This is a genomic window from Kitasatospora sp. NE20-6, assembly GCF_045862635.1.
The window spans coordinates 46,775-64,185 of the sequence record NZ_BPRL01000053.1 but is presented as its reverse complement, the minus strand read 5'-3'; the positions used below and the strand labels follow the sequence as shown (position 1 = coordinate 64,185).

The window sequence follows — 17,411 nt, the reverse complement described above, 5'->3', positions numbered from 1 at the left end:
CCTCGCGCCGGTGCGGCGGCGCACGCCGGTGGCGGACGGGGGACGGCATGCATCCGGTGGTTCGGCGCTGGGCGGTGCGGGCGGCGGGCGCGGGGGTCGCGCTGGCCGCGGCCTGCTCCGGGGGTCCGGTGCCGGGCGACGGCGGCCACGGGGCCGGGCGGGCGGCCCCGCCGGTCTCCCGGGCGGCGATCGCCACGGTGCCCGCCGACGGCGCCCAGGACGTGTCGGTCGAGGCGGAGGTGACGGCCACGGTCGCCGAGGGCCGGCTGCTGTCCGTCCGGCTGGCCGACGACCGCGGCGTCGAGGTGCCCGGGCGCACGGGCACGGACGGCACCCGCTGGGCGCCGCTGGAGCCGCTGACCCCGGCCACGCCGTACACGATCGACGTGGTCGCCCAGGACGCGGGCGGGCTGCACGCCGCCCACCACGCGGCGTTCGCCACCGCGGGCCCGGCGCACACGGTGGCGGCGTTCCCGACGCCCGAGGACGGGGCGACGGTCGGCGTCGGGATGCCGGTGTCGCTGCGTTTCACCCGGCCGGTCGCCGACCGGACGGCGGCGGAGCACGCGGTGACGGTGACCGCGGACCCGCCGGTGCCGGTGGCCGCGCACTGGTTCGGCGACCGGCGGCTGGACGTCCGGCCGGAGCGCTACTGGGCGCCGGGCACCGAGGTGACCGTCGAGATCCAGCTGCAGGGCGTCGAGCTCGCGCCGGGGGAGTACGGCACGCAGACGCGGGACGTCCGCTTCACCGTCGGCCGCTCCCGGGTCTCCACCGTCGACCTGGACGCCGCCACGATGACCGTCCGTGAGGACGGCGTGCCGGTGCGCACCCTGAAGATCTCCGCGGGCGGCCCGGAGCACCAGACCTACCGCGGCGTCATGGTGGTCGCGGAGAAGTACGCCGAGACGCGGATGAACTCCCGCACGGTCGGCCTCGGCGACGAGTACGACATCAAGGACGTGCCGCACGCGATGCGGCTGACGGCCTCCGGCACCTTCGTGCACGGCAACTACTGGGCCGACGACGAGGTGTTCGGCACCGAGAACACCAGCCACGGCTGCATCGGGCTGGCCGACGGCAAGGGCGGCGACGCGGACTCCCCGGCCGGCTGGTTCTTCGCGCACACGCTCGTCGGCGACGTCGTCGAGGTGCGGGGCGGCACCGGCGAGGAGGTGCAGCCGGCCAACGGCCTCAACGGCTGGAACCTCCCGTGGGCGGCCTGGCTGGCCGGTGGCGCGAGGGGCGCGGCGCGGCCGTAGGCGTTCACCGCGGGCGCACGGCCCTCCCTCTGAAGATTCACTCATTCGGGCCAGTTATCCTGTCCTCCCGCGCCGCCCCCGGCCCGTCCGGCGAAGCCTGCCCGGCGGGATCTCCCCGGTGGAGCCGGCGCGGACGAAGAGCGGCACACATTCCGCGGCCCCGGCGAAACCGTTCCATGCCGTGGCGCGTGTATGGACCGGGGATACCGGGAGGGGAGCACACCGAGTGAAGCCGGTTCAGGCGGCCGAGGCCGCAGCATTCAGGGGGACGGCCGGTCACGGCCGCCGGGGCGCCGCGGCCCGACGCGCGGTGGTCGCACTGGCGATGGGCGGCGTCCTGCTGCTCACCGCGGCGTGCAACAGCGACACCGGCTCGGGCGGGACGGGTGGCTCGGGCGGGACGGCGGCCGCCGGAGACGCGTCCGCCGGCGCCGGGGACGGCGGCTCGACCACGCAGGCCGCGCCCAAGACCTCGGCCGCGGTCATCACCGTGACGCCGAAGGACGGCGCCACCGACGTCCAGCCGAACGGCGGGCTGACCGTGGCGGTGGCGAGCGGCAAGCTCACCTCCGTCGAGGTGACCGACAAGAACGACAAGGCGGTCGCCGGCGCGATATCCGCCGACGGACTCAGCTGGAAGCCGTCCGGCGCGCTCACGGTCGGCATGGCGTACACGGTGAACGCGCAGGCCAAGGACGACGCGGGCCTGCCCGCGGCGGTCACGTCGGGCTTCACCACGCTGACCCCGGCGAAGAAGGTCGCGACCAACGACAACATCGCCGACAACGGCACCTACGGCGTCGGCATGATCGTCTCCGTGGTGTTCAGCAAGCCGGTGAAGAACAAGGACGCGGTGCTCAAGGGCATCACCTTCGCCACCAGCGACAACACCGTGGTGAAGGGCCACTGGTTCGGCAGCCAGCGCCTGGACTTCCGCCCGGCGGAGTACTGGAAGCCGAACACCAAGGTGACCGTCAAGTACCGCCTGAAGAACGTCGAGGTCTCCCCCGGCGTCTACGGCGACGTCGAGCGCGATGAGCCGTTCACCATCGGCCGCTACCAGGTGAGCACCGTCGACGCGGCGGCGCACAAGATGACCGTGCAGAGCGGCGACGGCTCCACGAAGTCCATCCCGATCACCGCGGGCAACGCCCAGAACCCCTCCTGGAACGGCACGATGGTCGTCTCCAGCAAGGAGAAGGTCACGCGGATGAACTCCGCCACCGTGGCCAACGTCAAGGGCGACGAGTACGACGTGCCGGACGTCCCGCACGCGATGCGGCTCACCACCTCCGGCACCTACATCCACGGCAACTACTGGGGCAACGCCTTCGGCCGGTCCAACGCCAGCCACGGCTGCGTCGGCCTCCAGGACGTCAAGGGCGGCAGCGAGTCGTCGGTCGCGGGCAGGTTCTTCAACGGCTCGCTCATCGGCGACGTCGTGAAGATCGTCCGCTCCACGGGCCGCACGGTCTCCCCCGACAACGGCCTCAGCGGCTGGACGCTCGCCTGGAGCGCGTGGTAACCACCGCACCCTGCACCACCTGCACCCTGCACCACCACCGGCGGCCCGGCCACGCGATGCGCGCGGCCGGGCCGTTGCCGCTTCGTGACCGGATCGTCGCAGGCCGGACCGCAACCCGTTGCCGGCACGGCGCGTGTCTCCGGGGGAAGGCCGCGGCAGGGGTCCGCGGCGGGGCACGGAGGGAGACCGGCATGGCGTCGGCGCGCAGGAGTCTGACGGTGGGTGCGCTCGGCGGGGTGCTGGTGCTGGCGGTGACCGCCTGCGGCGGCTCCGGCGGCCCGGCGGCCCGGCCGGCGACGGGCCCGGCCGGCACGACGGCGGCCAAGCCGCGGGCCACCGCCCCGGCGGCCACCGTGCACGTCGAGCCCGCCGACGGCGCGTCCGGCGTGAAGCCGTCCGGCACCCTGAAGGTGACCGCGGCGGGCGGCCGGCTGACCACGGTGAAGGTGACCGGCCGGGACGGCCGCGAGGTGCCCGGCAAGGTCACCGCGGACGGCCTCTCCTGGGCGCCCGACGGCGCCCTCGCGGTCTCCGAGCAGTACCGGGTCAGTGCGCAGGCCACCGACGCCGACGGGCTGGTGACGACCGTCGGCAGCTCCTTCTCCACGCTCACCCCGAGCCGCCGGACGGGCGCCTACGACAACGTCACCGACGAGGCCACGTACGGCGTCGGCATGATCGTCTCGCTGCGCTTCAAGAAGCCGGTGAAGAACCGGGCCGAGATCGAGAAGGGCGTCGTCTTCGAGACCTCCGACGGCACGGCCGTCGAGCCGCACTGGTTCGGCGACAGCCGGGTCGACTTCCGCCCGCAGGCGTTCTGGAAGCCGGAGACGAAGGTGACCGTGCACTACCGGCTGAAGAGCGTCGAGGTGGCCTCCGGCACGTACGGCGACCTCGACGAGGACGTGCACTTCACCGTCGGCCGCTCCCGGGTCACCACCGCCGACGTCGCCACCCACCGGATGACCGTCGTGGAGAACGGGCGGACCGTCGACACCGTGAAGTTCACCGCGGGCAAGCCGGGCTTCGACAGCTGGAACGGCATCATGGTGATCGAGGCGATGGAGCGCACCACCCGGATGTCCTCCGACGGCGTCAGCGGCATCCGGGCCGGCGACGAGTACGACCTCGACGACGTCCCGCACGCGATGCGGCTCACGGACAGCGGCACGTACGTGCACGGCAACAGCTGGGCCCCGTCGGCGATCGGCCGCTCCAACGCGAGCCACGGCTGCCTCGGCATCTCCGACACCCGCTACGGCAGCAGCGGCACCGACGCCGGCCGCTTCTACGGCGCGTCGATGATCGGCGACGTCGTCACGGTCGTGAACTCCAGGGGCCCGAAGGTCGCCGCGGTCAACGGCCTCAGCGGGTGGAACACCGACTGGAGCGCCTGGTAGCCCGGCGGCCCGCGCGCCGTGCCAACGTCATATGTCCCGACGCGCTGTGATCGTTTGCTCATTGTCCGTACGCGGCCGCATGCGTTCCGCAATGATGGCCCCATGGCGGGATGGCGTGAGGCGGACCAGGCGGCGGATCGGTTGCCGGGCACAGCCGGTGACGACCCGTCGGCCGGTCGGGCGCTCGCGCTGGCGGAGCTGGAACGCCTCACCGGACGGGAGCTGGAGCGGGTCTTCTTCGACCTGCTGCGCGACCCCGCGGCGCAGGAGGAGGTGCGGCTGCCGTCCCGCCCCGACTCGGCCCGGGTCGCCCGCCGGCTGGTCTCCGCGGTGCTGCGCGCCTGGGAGCTGCCGCAGCAGCTGGAGGCCGGGGAGCTGCTGGCCGGGGAGCTGGTGGCCAACGCCGTCCGGCACGCGGGCGGGCGGACGGTCGGCCTGAAGCTCACGCGCCGGCCCGGGTGGGTGCGGATCGAGGTGCGCGACTCCTCGCGGGCGCTGCCCTGCATGATCGTGACGGCCGAGCGGGGTGTCGCGGAGAACGGCCACGGGCTGGTGCTCGTCGACGCCGTGTCGGACCGCTGGGGCGCCGACCTGATGCCGCGCGGCAAGGCCGTCTGGTGCGAGCTGAGGGTGCGCGAGCGCGCGGTCTGACCGCGGGCTCGCGGGCCGGGCGCGGGCCGGGGGACGCCGCGGGCCGGGAACGAAGCAGGGCCCCCGTTCCGCCGTGTGTGCGGAGTGGGGGCCCGGCGCGTCACCGCGCGGCCAAGGGGGTGCGTGCTGCGCGGTGGAAACGGCCGAACCGGGTCGGGGAAGGCCGTGGTCTGCCTCTACCTTCGCACGGTCTCACCAGGTGGGCAAAATCGATCTCAAGGTATTTAGCTCACAAATCCTCGACTCTGCCGTCAAACCGGACAGTTGCGCCTCTGATTCTGCGAGTTCCCGGCGGTGTCGGCGAGGGCGGCCCGTCAGCACTCGATGACGTTGACCGCGAGGCCGCCGCGCGAGGTCTCCTTGTACTTGACCTTCATGTCGGCGCCGGTCTCCTTCATCGTCTTGATCGCCTTGTCGAGCGAGACGTGGTGCCGGCCGTCGCCGCGCAGCGCCATCCGGGCGGCCGTGACGGCCTTCACGGAGGCCATGCCGTTCCGCTCGATGCACGGGATCTGCACGAGGCCGCCGACCGGGTCGCAGGTCAGGCCGAGGTTGTGCTCGATGCCGATCTCCGCGGCGTTCTCCACCTGCTCGGGGGAGCCGCCCAGCACCTCGGCGAGGCCGCCCGCCGCCATCGAGCAGGCCGAGCCGACCTCGCCCTGGCAGCCGACCTCGGCGCCGGAGATCGAGGCGTTCTCCTTGAAGAGCATGCCGATCGCGCCGGCCGCCAGCAGGAAGCGGACGATGCCGTCGTCGTCGGCGCCGGGGATGAAGTTGAGGTAGTAGTGCAGGACGGCCGGCACGATGCCGGCGGCGCCGTTGGTCGGCGCGGTGACGACACGGCGGCCGGAGGCGTTCTCCTCGTTCACGGCCATCGCGTAGAGGGTCACCCACTCCATCGCGTTGGCCGGGCCGATGCCCTCGGCGCGCAGGGCCCGGGCCCCGGCGGCGGCCCGGCGGCGCACCTTCAGCCCGCCGGGCAGGATGCCCTCGCGGCCCATGCCCGCGGCCACGCACTCCTGCATGACGTGCCAGATCTCCAGCAGGCCGGTGCGGATCTCGGCCTCGGTGCGCCAGGCCTTCTCGTTCTCCAGCATGAGGCCGGAGATCGACAGGCCGGTCTCGCGGGTCAGCCGCAGCAGCTCCTCGCCGGTGCGGAAGGGGTGACGCAGCACGGTGTCGTCCGGCTTGACGCGGTCGGCACCGATGGCGTCCTCGTCGACGACGAAGCCGCCGCCGACCGAGTAGTACGTCTTCTCCAGCAGCAGCTCGCCGGCGGCGTCGCGGGCGGCCAGCGTCATGCCGTTGGCGTGGTACGGCAGCGACCGGCGGCGGTGCAGCACCAGCTGCGTGGCGGGGTCGAAGGCGATCTCGTGGACCCCCAGCAGCCGCAGCCGTCCGGTGGCGCGGATCCGCTCGGCGTCGCTGTCGGCGAGCTCCACGTCGACGGTGCGCGGGCTGTTGCCCTCCAGGCCGAGGAGGACGGCCTTCGGGGTGCCGTGGCCGTGGCCGGTGGCGCCGAGCGATCCGAACAGCTCGGCCCTGACGGCGGCGGTCTGCGCGAGCAGCCCCTCCGACTTGAGGCGGCGGGCGAACATCCGCGCCGCACGCATCGGGCCGACGGTGTGCGAGCTGGACGGCCCGATGCCGATGGAGAAGAGGTCGAACACGCTGATGGCCACGGGGGGACGTCCTTGTCTGGGTCTCGTGGAAGGACTGGCGGGTGACACGGGACGGGGCACCGCGCGCACTGTCCAGTGTGCGCGGTGCCCCGGGGGTTCCGGGCGGCCGACGGGGGTGGTGCCGGTCGCCGGAGGGGTGCTGTCAGAGGTCCGGGTGGAGCGGGTGCTGCTCAGAGGTCCGGGTAGAGCGGGTACTTCGCGGCCAGCGCGGTGACGCGGTCCTTGAGGGCGGCGGCCTTGGCCTCGTCGAAGCCCGGCAGCAGGGTCTCGGCGATGACGTCGGCGACCTCGCGGAAGTCGTCGGCCCGGAAGCCGCGGGTGGCGAGCGCCGGGGTGCCGACGCGCAGGCCGGAGGTGACCATCGGCGGGCGCGGGTCGTTCGGGACGGCGTTGCGGTTGACCGTGATGCCGACCTCGTGGAGGCGGTCCTCGGCGTCCTGGCCGTTGAGCTCGCTGTTGCGCAGGTCGACGAGGACGAGGTGCACGTCGGTGCCGCCGGAGAGCACGGAGACGCCCGCGTCGACGGTGTCCTGCTGCAGGAGGCGCTCGGCGAGGATCTTCGCGCCCTCCAGGGTGCGCTGCTGGCGCTCCTTGAACTCCTCGGACGCGGCGACCTTGAAGGCCACGGCCTTGGCGGCGATCACGTGCTCCAGCGGGCCGCCCTGCTGGCCGGGGAAGACCGCGGAGTTGATCTTCTTCGCCCACTCGGCCTTGGAGAGGATGACGCCGCCGCGCGGGCCGCCCAGGGTCTTGTGGGTGGTGGTGGTGACCACGTCCGCGTACGGCACCGGCGAGGGGTGCAGGCCCGCGGCGACGAGGCCGGCGAAGTGCGCCATGTCGACCATGAGGAGGGCGTCGACCTCGTCCGCGATGCGGCGGAACTCGGCGAAGTCCAGCTGGCGCGGGTAGGCGGACCAGCCGGCGATGATCAGCTTGGGCCGGTGCTCCTTGGCGAGGCGCTCGACCTCGGCCATGTCGACCTGGCCGGACTTCTCGTCGACGTGGTACGCGGCCACGTTGTAGAGCTTGCCGGAGAAGTTGATCTTCATGCCGTGGGTGAGGTGGCCGCCGTGCGCCAGGCTCAGGCCCAGGATGGTGTCACCCGGCTGGATCAGCGCGAACATCGCGGCGGCGTTGGCCTGCGCGCCGGAGTGCGGCTGCACGTTGGCGTGCTCGGCGCCGAACAGCGCCTTCACCCGGTCGATCGCGATCTGCTCGGCGACGTCGACGTGCTCGCAGCCGCCGTAGTAGCGCTTGCCGGGGTAGCCCTCGGCGTACTTGTTGGTCAGGACCGAGCCCTGGGCCTCCATGACCGCCACCGGGGCGAAGTTCTCGGAGGCGATCATTTCGAGGGTGGTCTGCTGGCGGTGCAGCTCGGCGTCGACCGCGGCCGCGATCTCCGGGTCGAGCGCGTGCAGGGACTGGTTGAGAACCGTCATGAGGTGGGATCTCCCCGTGGGCGGAGCGGGCTGGGGCCAGGGTGGGGCGGCCGCTGCGCTGCGGCCGCCCCCGGGGTGGAGCGGCGGTCAGGCGCCGGTGAAGGCGGTGTACGCGTCGGCGTCGAGCAGTTCGTCGGTCGCCTCGACGCGGACCTTGAACAGCCACGCCTCGCCGAAGGGGTCGCCGTTGACCAGCGCGGGGTCGTCGACGACGCCCTCGTTGATCTCGACGACCTCGCCGGTGGCCGGCGAGTACAGGTCGCTGACCGACTTGGTGGATTCGAGCTCGCCACAGGTCTCACCCGCGGTCACCGTGTCGCCGACGGCGGGAAGCTGGACGTAGACGATGTCACCGAGGGCGTCGGCGGCGTGCTTGGTGATGCCGACCGTCGAGACACCGTCCTCGGCGGCCGTCAGCCACTCGTGCTCCTTGGTGTACTGCAGGTGCGTGGGGTTGCTCATGGCGTCATTCTCCAGGATCGCAAGAGGGTAGGGCGGAGCCGTCCGCTGAGCGGACCGGGCTGTGGTGCGGGGAACGGGCTCAGCGGGCGCGCTTGTAGAACGGCAGCGCCACGACCTCGACCGGCTCGGGACGGCCGCGGACGTCCACCGCCACGGCCGTGCCGGGCCCGGCGTGCGCGGCGTCCACGTACGCGATCGCGATCGGCTTCCCGAGGGTGGGCGAGGGTGCGCCGGAGGTGATCCGGCCGATCACGGCGCCGTCCGCGTCGACCACGGCGTACTCGGCGCGCGGCACCCGCTTGCCCTCGGAGACCAGGCCGACGAGCTTGCGCGGCGGCGCGGACTCCGCCTCGGCGGCGGCCTGCTCCAGCGCCTTGCGGCCGACGAACGCGCCGTCGTTGGTGGTCTTGTCGAAGCGCACCACCCGGCCCAGGCCCGCGTCGAACGGCGTCAGGTCGGTCGACAGCTCGTGCCCGTACAGCGGCATGCCGGCCTCCAGGCGCAGCGTGTCGCGGCAGGACAGGCCGCACGGCACCAGGCCCCTGTCCGCGCCGGCGCCGGTGAGGGCCTGCCACAGGTGCTCGGCGTCGGCGGGGGCGCAGAAGACCTCGAAGCCGTCCTCGCCGGTGTAGCCGGTGCGGGCCAGCCACACCTCACGGCCGGCGACGGTGGCGGGCAGCAGCGCGTAGTACTTGAGGCCCGGCAGGTCGGCGTCGGTGACGGAACCCAGGATGCCGTTCGCCTCCGGGCCCTGCACGGCGATCAGCGCGTACGCGTCGCGGTCGTCGCGGACGGTCGCGTCGAAGCCCGCGGCGCGCTCGGTCAGGGCGTCGAGCACGACCTGCGCGTTGGAGGCGTTGGCGACCACCATGTACGCGTCCTCGGCGGTGCGGTAGACGATCAGGTCGTCGAGGATGCCGCCGTCCTCGCGGCAGATCATGGTGTAGCGGGCGCGCAGCACGCCGAGGGCGGAGATGAAGCCGACCAGCGCGTGGTCGAGGAGCTCGCCGGCCTGCGGGCCGCTGACGGTGATCTCGCCCATGTGCGACAGGTCGAACAGGCCGGCCTTCGTGCGGACGGCGAGGTGCTCCTCGCGCTCGCTGCCGTAGCGCAGCGGCATGTCCCAGCCCGCGAAGTCGGTCATGGTCGCGCCGAGCGAACGGTGCAGCGCGTCGAGGGCGGTGTGGCGGAGGGACATGACGGCAGGACTCCTAGGCTGCTGAAGGGCATGCTGGGGTGGAGTCTCCCCGTCTGTCGTCAACAACCTGAGAGCTTCACCGCCTCCTTCCAGGATGGCGGCTTGCACCGTGGGTGGGCGCACGGCGCGGCCGTGTCCACTTTCCAGATGTGCCTCGCCCGTGCGGTATCTGTGCCTGAGAGATTCCGGGGAGGACTTGCTCCTTCGGCGCCGGCCACACCCCAGGGGCGTTCCGGACTCTCCCGCGCGGGTTCGAGCGGCCTGTATGAAGTTGGTGGTGTCGAGCGCGCTCATCATGGCATGCCGCCGGGCCTGATGGGAGAGGGGGGCGGCCCGCTAGGCTCTGTGCAGGGGTCGATCGAAGGGGCGGTTCATGGGGTATCCGGCGGGCGAGGCACAGGCGTGGGCCGCACCCGGCACGGCGCCGGAGGGCGGCAGCTGGCCGTCCAACGAACTGGAGCAGGTGCTCACCGCGGCGCTCGGCGACCCCGGCGCGACCCCCCGCGTGGTGGAGGTGCTCGCCCGCAGCCAGGTGTGGATCCCGCTGCCGGCCGGCGCCGACCCGCAGGGCGCCTCGCTCGACCTGCCGACGATCGAGCTGGCCGGCACGCCGTACGTGCCGGTGTTCTCCTCGCAGGAGCAGTTCCTCCGGCACGCGCCCGGCATGGCCTTCGCGATCGCCCCGGTGTGGGAGTTCGCCCGCGGGCTGCCGCCGGGCATCGGCATCGCGGTCAACCCCGAGGCGCCGGTCGGCATCCCGGTGCCGCCGGAGGGCGTCGGCGAGCTGCGCCGCGGCCCGCGGGACGAACGCTGGGCCGCCGAGCCGCTCTCCGAGGGCGCCGCCGTCGCGTTGCGCGAGCCCGAGCCGCACCAGGAGCCGTACGCGTTCCTGGCCGCCGCGACCACCGAACTCGCCTCGCTGCGCGGGGTGCTGACGGCCCGGCGGACCCTCGCCCGGGTCGAGGCCGACCCCGTGCAGCTCTACGTCGGCGTGCAGCTCGACCCGGCCGGGCCGGCCGATCCGGCGGCCGTCAACGAGGCGCTGGGCCGCGCGCTCGCAACCGCGCCGCCCGCCTGGGGCGTCCACCTGGTGCTGCTGGACATGGTCGACGACCCGGTGGTCGAGTGGCTGCTCACCCGGGTCGCCCCCTTCTACGTGCGCGGGTGAGCGACCTGGCCGGGAGACCGTGCGGGGGTGTGCGGCATGACGCGTGTCCGCCCCGCGCAATAGGGTGCTCCCCGGGAGTCCGGACGAACGGCGGAACACGCGACAAGACGGGGCACGGCGACGTGAGCGAGCGGAGCGAGGCGGGCGCATGAGCGCGGGAGCGGCAGACGGCGGGCCGGGCCGGTGGGGCCAGGCACCCGTGGCGCGCCCCGGCGGCGACCCGGGCGGCATCGAACGTGCCCTCGGCGCGGTCGCCCCGGAGCGTTACGACGCGTACGAGAACCTGCTGCGGGCGCTCGCCCAGGGGCAGGTCTGGATGCTGCTCTGGCACGGCACCCCCGGCAGCCCCGACGCGCAGTACGGCAACATGGACATCGGCGGGCACGGCTACGCCCCCGCCGCCACCTCCCCCGAGCAGCTCGCCGCCAGCGGCTGGGCCCGGGCGCACGAGGTGGTCTCCGGCGCGGAGATCGCCGGCGCGCTGTTCCGCACCCGCTGGGGCCTGTGGCTCAACCCGCACGTCCCCGGCGGCGGGGTCGGCATCCCGTGGGCCGACCTGAGACGGGTCGCGCTCGGCCTGGACCGGCTGCCGGCCGGGCCGCTGCGCATCTCGGAGCCCCGGCTCGACGCCCCGCAGTTCTGGGCGATGCTGGAGCAGCAGGCGGCCGAGATCCGTCCGCTGCGCTCGCTGCGGCGCGCGTGGGTGCAGCCGGCGCTCGGCGAGCCGTACGTCGCGATCGGGCTCGACCTGTACGACAACTCGCCGCCGTCGGTGGAGGCGGCGCGGGCGCTGGTGCAGCGGGCCGCGGCGCTCGTCCCGGACGGGACGGCGGTCTCCACGGTGGCGACGGCCGACGAGTTCGACCCGGTGGCGATGTGGATGCGCGCCAACGCCCGTCCCTTCTTCGACCGCGACACCCGGTACGGGCACCCGCAGCAGGCGGCCCCCTACCCGCCCTACGGTTACTCTCCGCAGTCGGCCCCGGGTCCGCAGGGATGGCCGCAGCAGCCCTGGCCGGGCTACCCGGGCCGCTGACCCGCAGCACCCGGCGACCCGTTCCGCCCCGTCCCGCCACCGCCTCCGCGCGATCTCCTCGCGCAGCGTCATGCCCAGGTGGTGGCGGGTTTCCGCCGTTGGCGGGCTTTGGTCAGTGGGCGTCTTGACCCGAATGTTTCAACCGTGTGAAGACGCCTATTCGGGCCCGACACGGGTGCATGCCGACAGATCACAGTTGGGCATCCTTCGGTTGCCTCCTCTGGCGGAACGACACCCCGATGACAGAGAGTGCTGCCCAACGCAGTGCGCGTGCCGACCCCCACAAAGGTGAGCGCGCCCTCGGCCGACCACGCGCGATGTGCATGCCGCGCCCGGCGCCCCGCACCAACCGCACCACCTGCAACGCCGTCAGACCGCCCCGTCCGGACCCCCGGACGACCGAGCGGCGGTCCGTGGCACCCCGAAAACGAAACCTGCACCGCCGCACCGGCGTACGGAACCACCGCACCGCTCTGCACCGCACTGTCGCGCACTCCGGACCGACCGAGGTCCGGGCCCGGACCGGGCCCGGGTCGCCTCGCCGGCCGGAACCGTGGGCCGGCCACCGTCGGCGAGGGGAACGAACTGACTCATGACCACACCCACCGAGACCACCGGCACCACGGTCGGTCCCGCCACCGCACCGGCGACGCGCATCGAGGGCCGTTCCCTCGGCCGGATCGCCTGGACGCGCTTCAAGCGCGACCGGCTGGCCGTCGCAGGCGGCGTCGTGGTGATCCTCCTGATCCTGCTGGCCGTCCTGGCCAAGCCGATCGAGGCGGTGTTCGGACTCGACCCCAACGCCCTCCACCAGGACCAGCTGGACGCCAACCTCGGCGGCATCCCGTTCGGTGACTGGGGCGGCATGAGCTGGGACCACCCGCTCGGTGTCGACGTCCAGTACGGGCGCGACATCATGACCCGCATCATCGAGGGCTCCTGGGTCTCGCTGCTGGTCGCCTTCGGCGCCACCGCCCTGTCCAACATCATCGGCACCGTGCTCGGCATCGTCGCCGGCTACTACGGCGGCTGGGCCGACACCGTCATCAGCCGGATGATGGACATGTTCCTGGCCTTCCCCCTGCTGCTCTTCGCGATCGCCATCTCCGCCTCGCTGCAGGACGGCGCGTTCGGCCTGCACGGCACGCCGCTCCACCTCGCCGTGCTCATCTTCGTGATCGGCTTCTTCAACTGGCCCTACATGGGCCGGATCGTGCGCGGGCAGACGCTGTCGCTCCGCGAGCGGGAGTTCGTCGACGCGGCCCGCAGCCTCGGTGCGCGGGGGCCGTTCATCCTCTTCCGCGAACTGCTGCCCAACCTGGTCGGCCCGATCCTCGTCTACTCGACGCTGCTGATCCCGACCAACATCCTCTTCGAGGCCGGCCTGAGCTTCCTCGGTGTCGGTGTCGCCCCGCCGCAGGCCTCCTGGGGCGGCATGCTCAGCGACGCGATCACCTACTACCAGGTCGACCCGCAGTTCGTGATGGTGCCCGGCCTGGCGATCTTCGCCACCGTGCTCGCCTTCAACCTGCTCGGCGACGGGCTGCGCGACGCCCTCGACCCCAAGAACAACTGACCCCCGGTCAGGTAGTCCCCACCGTCAGTCACCGTCCCCCAAGGGGTTGATCACACCCATGCGCAGGACCCGTATCACCGCACTGACCGCGCTCGCCGCAGCCACGGCGATCGCCCTGACCGGCTGCACCAGCAGCAAGGGCACCACCGGCAGCGACAGCGGCGCGGGCTCCGGCACCGCCGGCGCCAACGCGGCCACCACGAAGATCGTCAACGTGTCGGACAAGAAGGGGGGCACGGTCGTCTACGAGCACTCCGACGTGCCGGACTCCTTCGACCCCGGCAACACGTACTACGCGTACATGTACAACTTCTCGCGCCTGTACGGCCGCCCGCTGACGACCTTCCAGCCGGCCGCCGGCGACGCGGGCAACACCGTCGTCCCGGACCTCGCCGAGGGCCTCGGCAAGGTCAGCGCCGACGGCCTGACCTGGACGTACAAGCTGCGTGCGGGCCTGAAGTACGACGACGGCACCGCGATCACCTCCAAGGACGTGAAGTACGCGGTCGAGCGCTCCAACTTCGCGCCGGACGTGCTCTCCAACGGCCCGACGTACTTCCACGAGCTGCTCAAGGACAACGACACCCCGTACCAGGGCCCCTACAAGGACAAGAGCCCCGAGGGCCTCAAGTCCATCGAGACCCCGGACGACGTGACAATCGTCTTCCACCTGAAGCAGGCCTTCGCGGACTTCGACTACCTGGTCTCCGCCCCGCAGACCGTCCCGGTGCCGCAGGCCAAGGACACCGGCGCCGACTACGTGAAGCACATCGTGTCGTCCGGCAGCTACAAGTTCGAGAGCTACGAGGACGGCAAGGAGGTCGTGCTCGTCCCGAACACCAACTGGGACGCCAAGACCGACCCGATCCGCAAGCAGCTCGCCGACAAGATCCAGGTCAAGCTGAAGATCGCACAGGCGACCATCGACCAGGACCTGCTGGCCGGCAACGCCCAGGTCGACCTGGCCGGCAAGGGCGTCGACCCGCAGACCCAGGCCAAGCTGCTCCTCGACCCGAAGCTCAAGGCGCAGACCGACAACGCCTACGGCGGCCGCCTCGTCTACACCGCGATCAACTCCAAGGTCGCGCCGTTCGACAAGATCGAGTGCCGCCAGGCCGTCCAGTACGCCATCGACAAGGTCTCCGTGCAGACCGCGATCGGCGGCCCGATCCGCGGCGACATCGCCTCCACGGTGATGCCCCCCGACATCGCGGGCCACCAGGACTTCGACCTGTACAAGACCGAGGGCAACAAGGGCGACGAGGCCAAGGCCAAGGACGCGCTGAAGGCCTGCGGCAAGCCCGAGGGCTTCACGACCAACATCATGGCCCGCCAGGACCGCTCCACCGAGGTGGCCGCGGCCACCGCGATCCAGGCGGCCCTGAAGAAGGTCGGCATCACGGTCGAGATCCAGCAGTTCCCGCAGGGCAAGTACTTCTCCGACTTCGCGGGTGTGCCGGCCTACACCGACAGCCACAACACCGGCCTGATCATGATGCAGTGGGGCGCCGACTGGCCGACCGGCTACGGCTTCCTGCAGCAGGTCGTCGACGGCCGCGCGATCAAGAAGTCGGGCAACACCAACCTGTCGCAGCTGAACGACCCGGCGATCAACAAGCTCCTCGACGACGCGATCGCCAACCCCGACCGCGCCGCCCGCGAGAAGATCTACGCCGACATCGACAAGAAGACCATGGAGGCCGCGGTCATCGTGCCGCTCACCTACTACAAGGTCTTCCTCTACCGCCCGGTGAGCGGCAGCAACTACGGCTCCACCCCCGCCTTCTCCGGCGAGTACGACTACCTCAACATCGGTCTCTCCAAGTAAGACCTGGCTCCACACCCTGAAGGCAGGTGAAGGCAGCGGCGCCCGCCTCCGGCCCGGACACCCCGGGCGGAGGCGGGCGGCCGCCGCCGACCGACTATGTTCGCCTACATCATCCGAAGGACGGCCGCGGCGGTCCTGCTGCTCCTCGTGGTCAGTGCCGTCACGTTCGGCATCTTCTTCCTCCTGCCGGCCCTGGCGGGGGAGACCACCGACCAGCTCGCCGCCCAGTACGTCGGCAAGAACCCGAGCCCCGAGGCCATCGCCGCGGTCAAGCAGAACCTCGGCTTCGACCAGCCGCTGTACGTCCAGTACGGCCGGTTCCTGAAGGGCCTCGTCACCGGCGCCGAGTACAAGTTCGGCCCCGACCCGGTCAGCTGCCACGTGCCGTGCTTCGGGTACTCGTTCAAGAACCACGTCGAGGTGTGGCCGGAGATCGTCACCCGCATCCCCGTCACGTTCTCGCTGGCCGTCGGCGCCTCCGTCCTCTGGCTCGTCTTCGGCGTCTCCGCCGGCGCGGTCTCCGCGCTCAAGCCGAAGTCGCTCTTCGACCGCCTCTCGATGGGCATCGCCCTCGCGGGCGTCTCCAGCCCGGTGTTCTTCACCGGCGCGCTGCTGCTCTTCCTCTTCCACTTCACGTGGCCGATCTTCGGCAGCGTCGAGTACGTCGACTTCACCGCCGACCCGATCGCCTGGGCCACCCACCTGGTGCTGCCCTGGATCTCGCTGGCGTTCCTGTACTCGGCGCTCTACGCCCGGCTCACCCGCGCGGGCATGCTCGACACGATGAGCGAGGACTACATCCGCACCGCGCGGGCCAAGGGCCTGCCGGAGCGGCAGGTCGTGGTGCGCCACGGACTGCGGGCCGCACTCACGCCGATCATCACGATCTTCGGCATGGACCTCGGCCTGCTGCTCGGCGGCGCGCTGATCACCGAACAGGTCTTCTCGCTCAAGGGCATCGGCGCCTACGCCGTCGCCGCCATCGGGGAGAACGACCTGCCGAAGGTGCTCGGCGTGACACTGGTCGCCGCCTTCTTCATCGTCCTGTGCAACCTGCTGGTGGACCTGCTCTACGCCGCCGTCGACCCCCGCGTGAGGCTCTCGTGACCGACCTTGTGAAGCCTTCCGCGGACGCCTTCCTCTCCGTGCGCGACCTGCGCATCCACTTCGACACCGACGACGGCCTCGTCCGCTCGGTCGACGGGGTGAGCTTCGACCTGGAGCGCGGGAAGACCCTCGGGATCGTCGGCGAGTCCGGCTCCGGGAAGTCCGTCACCTCGCTCGGCATCATGGGCCTGCACCGCTCCAAGCGGGCCCGGATCTCCGGCGAGATCCACCTGGACGGCGAGGAGCTCGTCTCGGCCGACCCGGACCGCGTCCGGCGGCTCCGCGGCCGCAAGATGGCGATGATCTTCCAGGACCCGCTGACCGCCATGCACCCGTACTACACGGTCGGGCAGCAGATCGCCGAGGCCTACCGGGTGCACCACCCGAAGGAGGGCCGCAAGGCGGCCCGCAGGCGGGCCGTCGAGATGCTCGACCGGGTGGGCATCCCCCAGCCCGACCGCCGGGTCGACTCCTACCCGCACGAGTTCTCCGGCGGCATGCGCCAGCGCGCGATGATCGCCATGGCCCTGGTCAACGACCCCTCGCTGCTCATCGCCGACGAGCCGACGACCGCCCTCGACGTCACCGTCCAGGCGCAGATCCTCGACCTCATCCGAGACCTCCAGCAGGAGTTCGGCTCGGCCGTCGTCATCATCACGCACGACCTCGGCGTGGTCGCCGAACTCGCCGACGACATCCTCGTGATGTACGGCGGCAAGCCGGTCGAGCACGGCCCCGCCGTCGACCTCTTCGAGGCGCCGGAGCACCCGTACACCTGGGGCCTGCTCGGCTCGATGCCCCGCCTCGACCGGGAGATCCAGGACCGGCTGATCCCGGTCAGGGGCACCCCGCCGAGCCTGATCAACGTGCCGTCCGGCTGCGCCTTCCACCCGCGCTGCCCGTACGCCGGGCAGACCGGCGGCCGCTCCTCCACCGAGGTGCCCGTGCTGCACGAGTCCGGCCCCCGGCACCTCGCGGCCTGCCACCTGCCGATCGCCGACCGGCAGCGGATCTTCGCCGACGAGATCGCGCCGCGGCTGTGACCCGGCCGCCAGTACCAACCTCAGGAGACAACCG

Annotated in this window: 14 protein-coding genes and 1 riboswitch; of the genes, 10 read left to right on the top strand and 4 right to left on the bottom strand. The window is 72.1% G+C overall.

Features of this window, described 5'->3' with window-relative positions; all coding sequences use genetic code 11:
• Nucleotides 1–47: 47 nt before the first annotated feature.
• From SNE206_RS29650 to SNE206_RS29635, 4 genes are all read left to right on the top strand, one after another.
• Complete coding sequence (locus tag SNE206_RS29650) at nucleotides 48–1,262, top strand: Ig-like domain-containing protein (protein ID WP_407916591.1); 1,215 nt, start codon at nucleotides 48–50, stop codon at nucleotides 1,260–1,262.
• Between the two features lie 226 nt (nucleotides 1,263–1,488).
• Nucleotides 1,489–2,787: an Ig-like domain-containing protein gene (locus tag SNE206_RS29645; RefSeq protein WP_407916590.1), complete on the top strand. Its 1,299-nt coding sequence runs from the start codon at nucleotides 1,489–1,491 to the stop codon at nucleotides 2,785–2,787.
• 191 nt (nucleotides 2,788–2,978) lie between these two features.
• Nucleotides 2,979–4,187: an Ig-like domain-containing protein gene (locus SNE206_RS29640; RefSeq protein WP_407916589.1), complete on the top strand. Its 1,209-nt coding sequence runs from the start codon at nucleotides 2,979–2,981 to the stop codon at nucleotides 4,185–4,187.
• Between the two features lie 102 nt (nucleotides 4,188–4,289).
• Nucleotides 4,290–4,838 carry an ATP-binding protein gene (locus SNE206_RS29635; RefSeq protein ID WP_407916588.1) on the top strand — a complete coding sequence of 183 codons (549 nt, stop codon included), beginning with the start codon at nucleotides 4,290–4,292 and terminating at the stop codon, nucleotides 4,836–4,838.
• 314 nt (nucleotides 4,839–5,152) lie between these two features.
• On the opposite strand, the gene SNE206_RS29630 is transcribed toward SNE206_RS29635, so the two are convergent.
• The 4 genes from SNE206_RS29630 to gcvT form a co-directional block, all read right to left on the bottom strand.
• Nucleotides 5,153–6,520: an L-serine ammonia-lyase gene (locus SNE206_RS29630; RefSeq protein ID WP_407916587.1), complete on the bottom strand. Its 1,368-nt coding sequence runs from the start codon at nucleotides 6,518–6,520 to the stop codon at nucleotides 5,153–5,155.
• 170 nt (nucleotides 6,521–6,690) lie between these two features.
• Complete coding sequence (gene glyA / locus SNE206_RS29625; RefSeq protein ID WP_407916586.1) at nucleotides 6,691–7,959, bottom strand: serine hydroxymethyltransferase; 1,269 nt, start codon at nucleotides 7,957–7,959, stop codon at nucleotides 6,691–6,693.
• Nucleotides 7,960–8,046: 87 nt separating this feature from the next.
• Nucleotides 8,047–8,421 (bottom strand): glycine cleavage system protein GcvH, encoded by a 375-nt coding sequence (gene gcvH / locus SNE206_RS29620; RefSeq protein ID WP_407916585.1) that lies wholly within the window; start codon nucleotides 8,419–8,421, stop codon nucleotides 8,047–8,049.
• A gap of 79 nt (nucleotides 8,422–8,500) precedes the next feature.
• On the bottom strand, nucleotides 8,501–9,619 hold the full coding sequence (gene gcvT, locus SNE206_RS29615; RefSeq protein WP_407916584.1) for a glycine cleavage system aminomethyltransferase GcvT: 1,119 nt from the start codon (nucleotides 9,617–9,619) through the stop codon (nucleotides 8,501–8,503).
• 153 nt (nucleotides 9,620–9,772) lie between these two features.
• A riboswitch (glycine riboswitch) is annotated at nucleotides 9,773–9,874 on the bottom strand.
• A gap of 118 nt (nucleotides 9,875–9,992) precedes the next feature.
• On the opposite strand from gcvT, the gene SNE206_RS29610 reads away from it, so the two are divergent.
• The 6 genes from SNE206_RS29610 (at nucleotide 9,993) to SNE206_RS29585 (ending at nucleotide 17,377) form a co-directional block, all read left to right on the top strand.
• A complete protein-coding gene (locus tag SNE206_RS29610; RefSeq protein WP_407916583.1) occupies nucleotides 9,993–10,787 on the top strand; it encodes an enhanced serine sensitivity protein SseB in 795 nt (264 codons plus the stop codon).
• 148 nt (nucleotides 10,788–10,935) lie between these two features.
• Nucleotides 10,936–11,823, top strand: a complete 888-nt coding sequence (locus SNE206_RS29605) for an enhanced serine sensitivity protein SseB C-terminal domain-containing protein (protein ID WP_407916582.1) — start codon at nucleotides 10,936–10,938, stop codon at nucleotides 11,821–11,823.
• Between the two features lie 592 nt (nucleotides 11,824–12,415).
• Nucleotides 12,416–13,399, top strand: coding sequence for an ABC transporter permease (locus SNE206_RS29600; protein WP_407916581.1), 984 nt, complete (start codon nucleotides 12,416–12,418; stop codon nucleotides 13,397–13,399).
• A gap of 58 nt (nucleotides 13,400–13,457) precedes the next feature.
• The gene (locus SNE206_RS29595) at nucleotides 13,458–15,227 is read left to right on the top strand and encodes an ABC transporter substrate-binding protein (protein WP_407916580.1); all 1,770 of its coding nucleotides are present in this window, start codon (nucleotides 13,458–13,460) and stop codon (nucleotides 15,225–15,227) included.
• 96 nt (nucleotides 15,228–15,323) lie between these two features.
• On the top strand, nucleotides 15,324–16,334 hold the full coding sequence (locus tag SNE206_RS29590) for an ABC transporter permease (RefSeq protein ID WP_407916579.1): 1,011 nt from the start codon (nucleotides 15,324–15,326) through the stop codon (nucleotides 16,332–16,334).
• Nucleotides 16,331–17,377, top strand: a complete 1,047-nt coding sequence (locus SNE206_RS29585; protein WP_407916578.1) for an ABC transporter ATP-binding protein — start codon at nucleotides 16,331–16,333, stop codon at nucleotides 17,375–17,377. Before SNE206_RS29590 ends, SNE206_RS29585 begins: the two co-directional genes overlap by 4 nt.
• The last annotated feature ends 34 nt before the right edge of the window (nucleotides 17,378–17,411 follow it).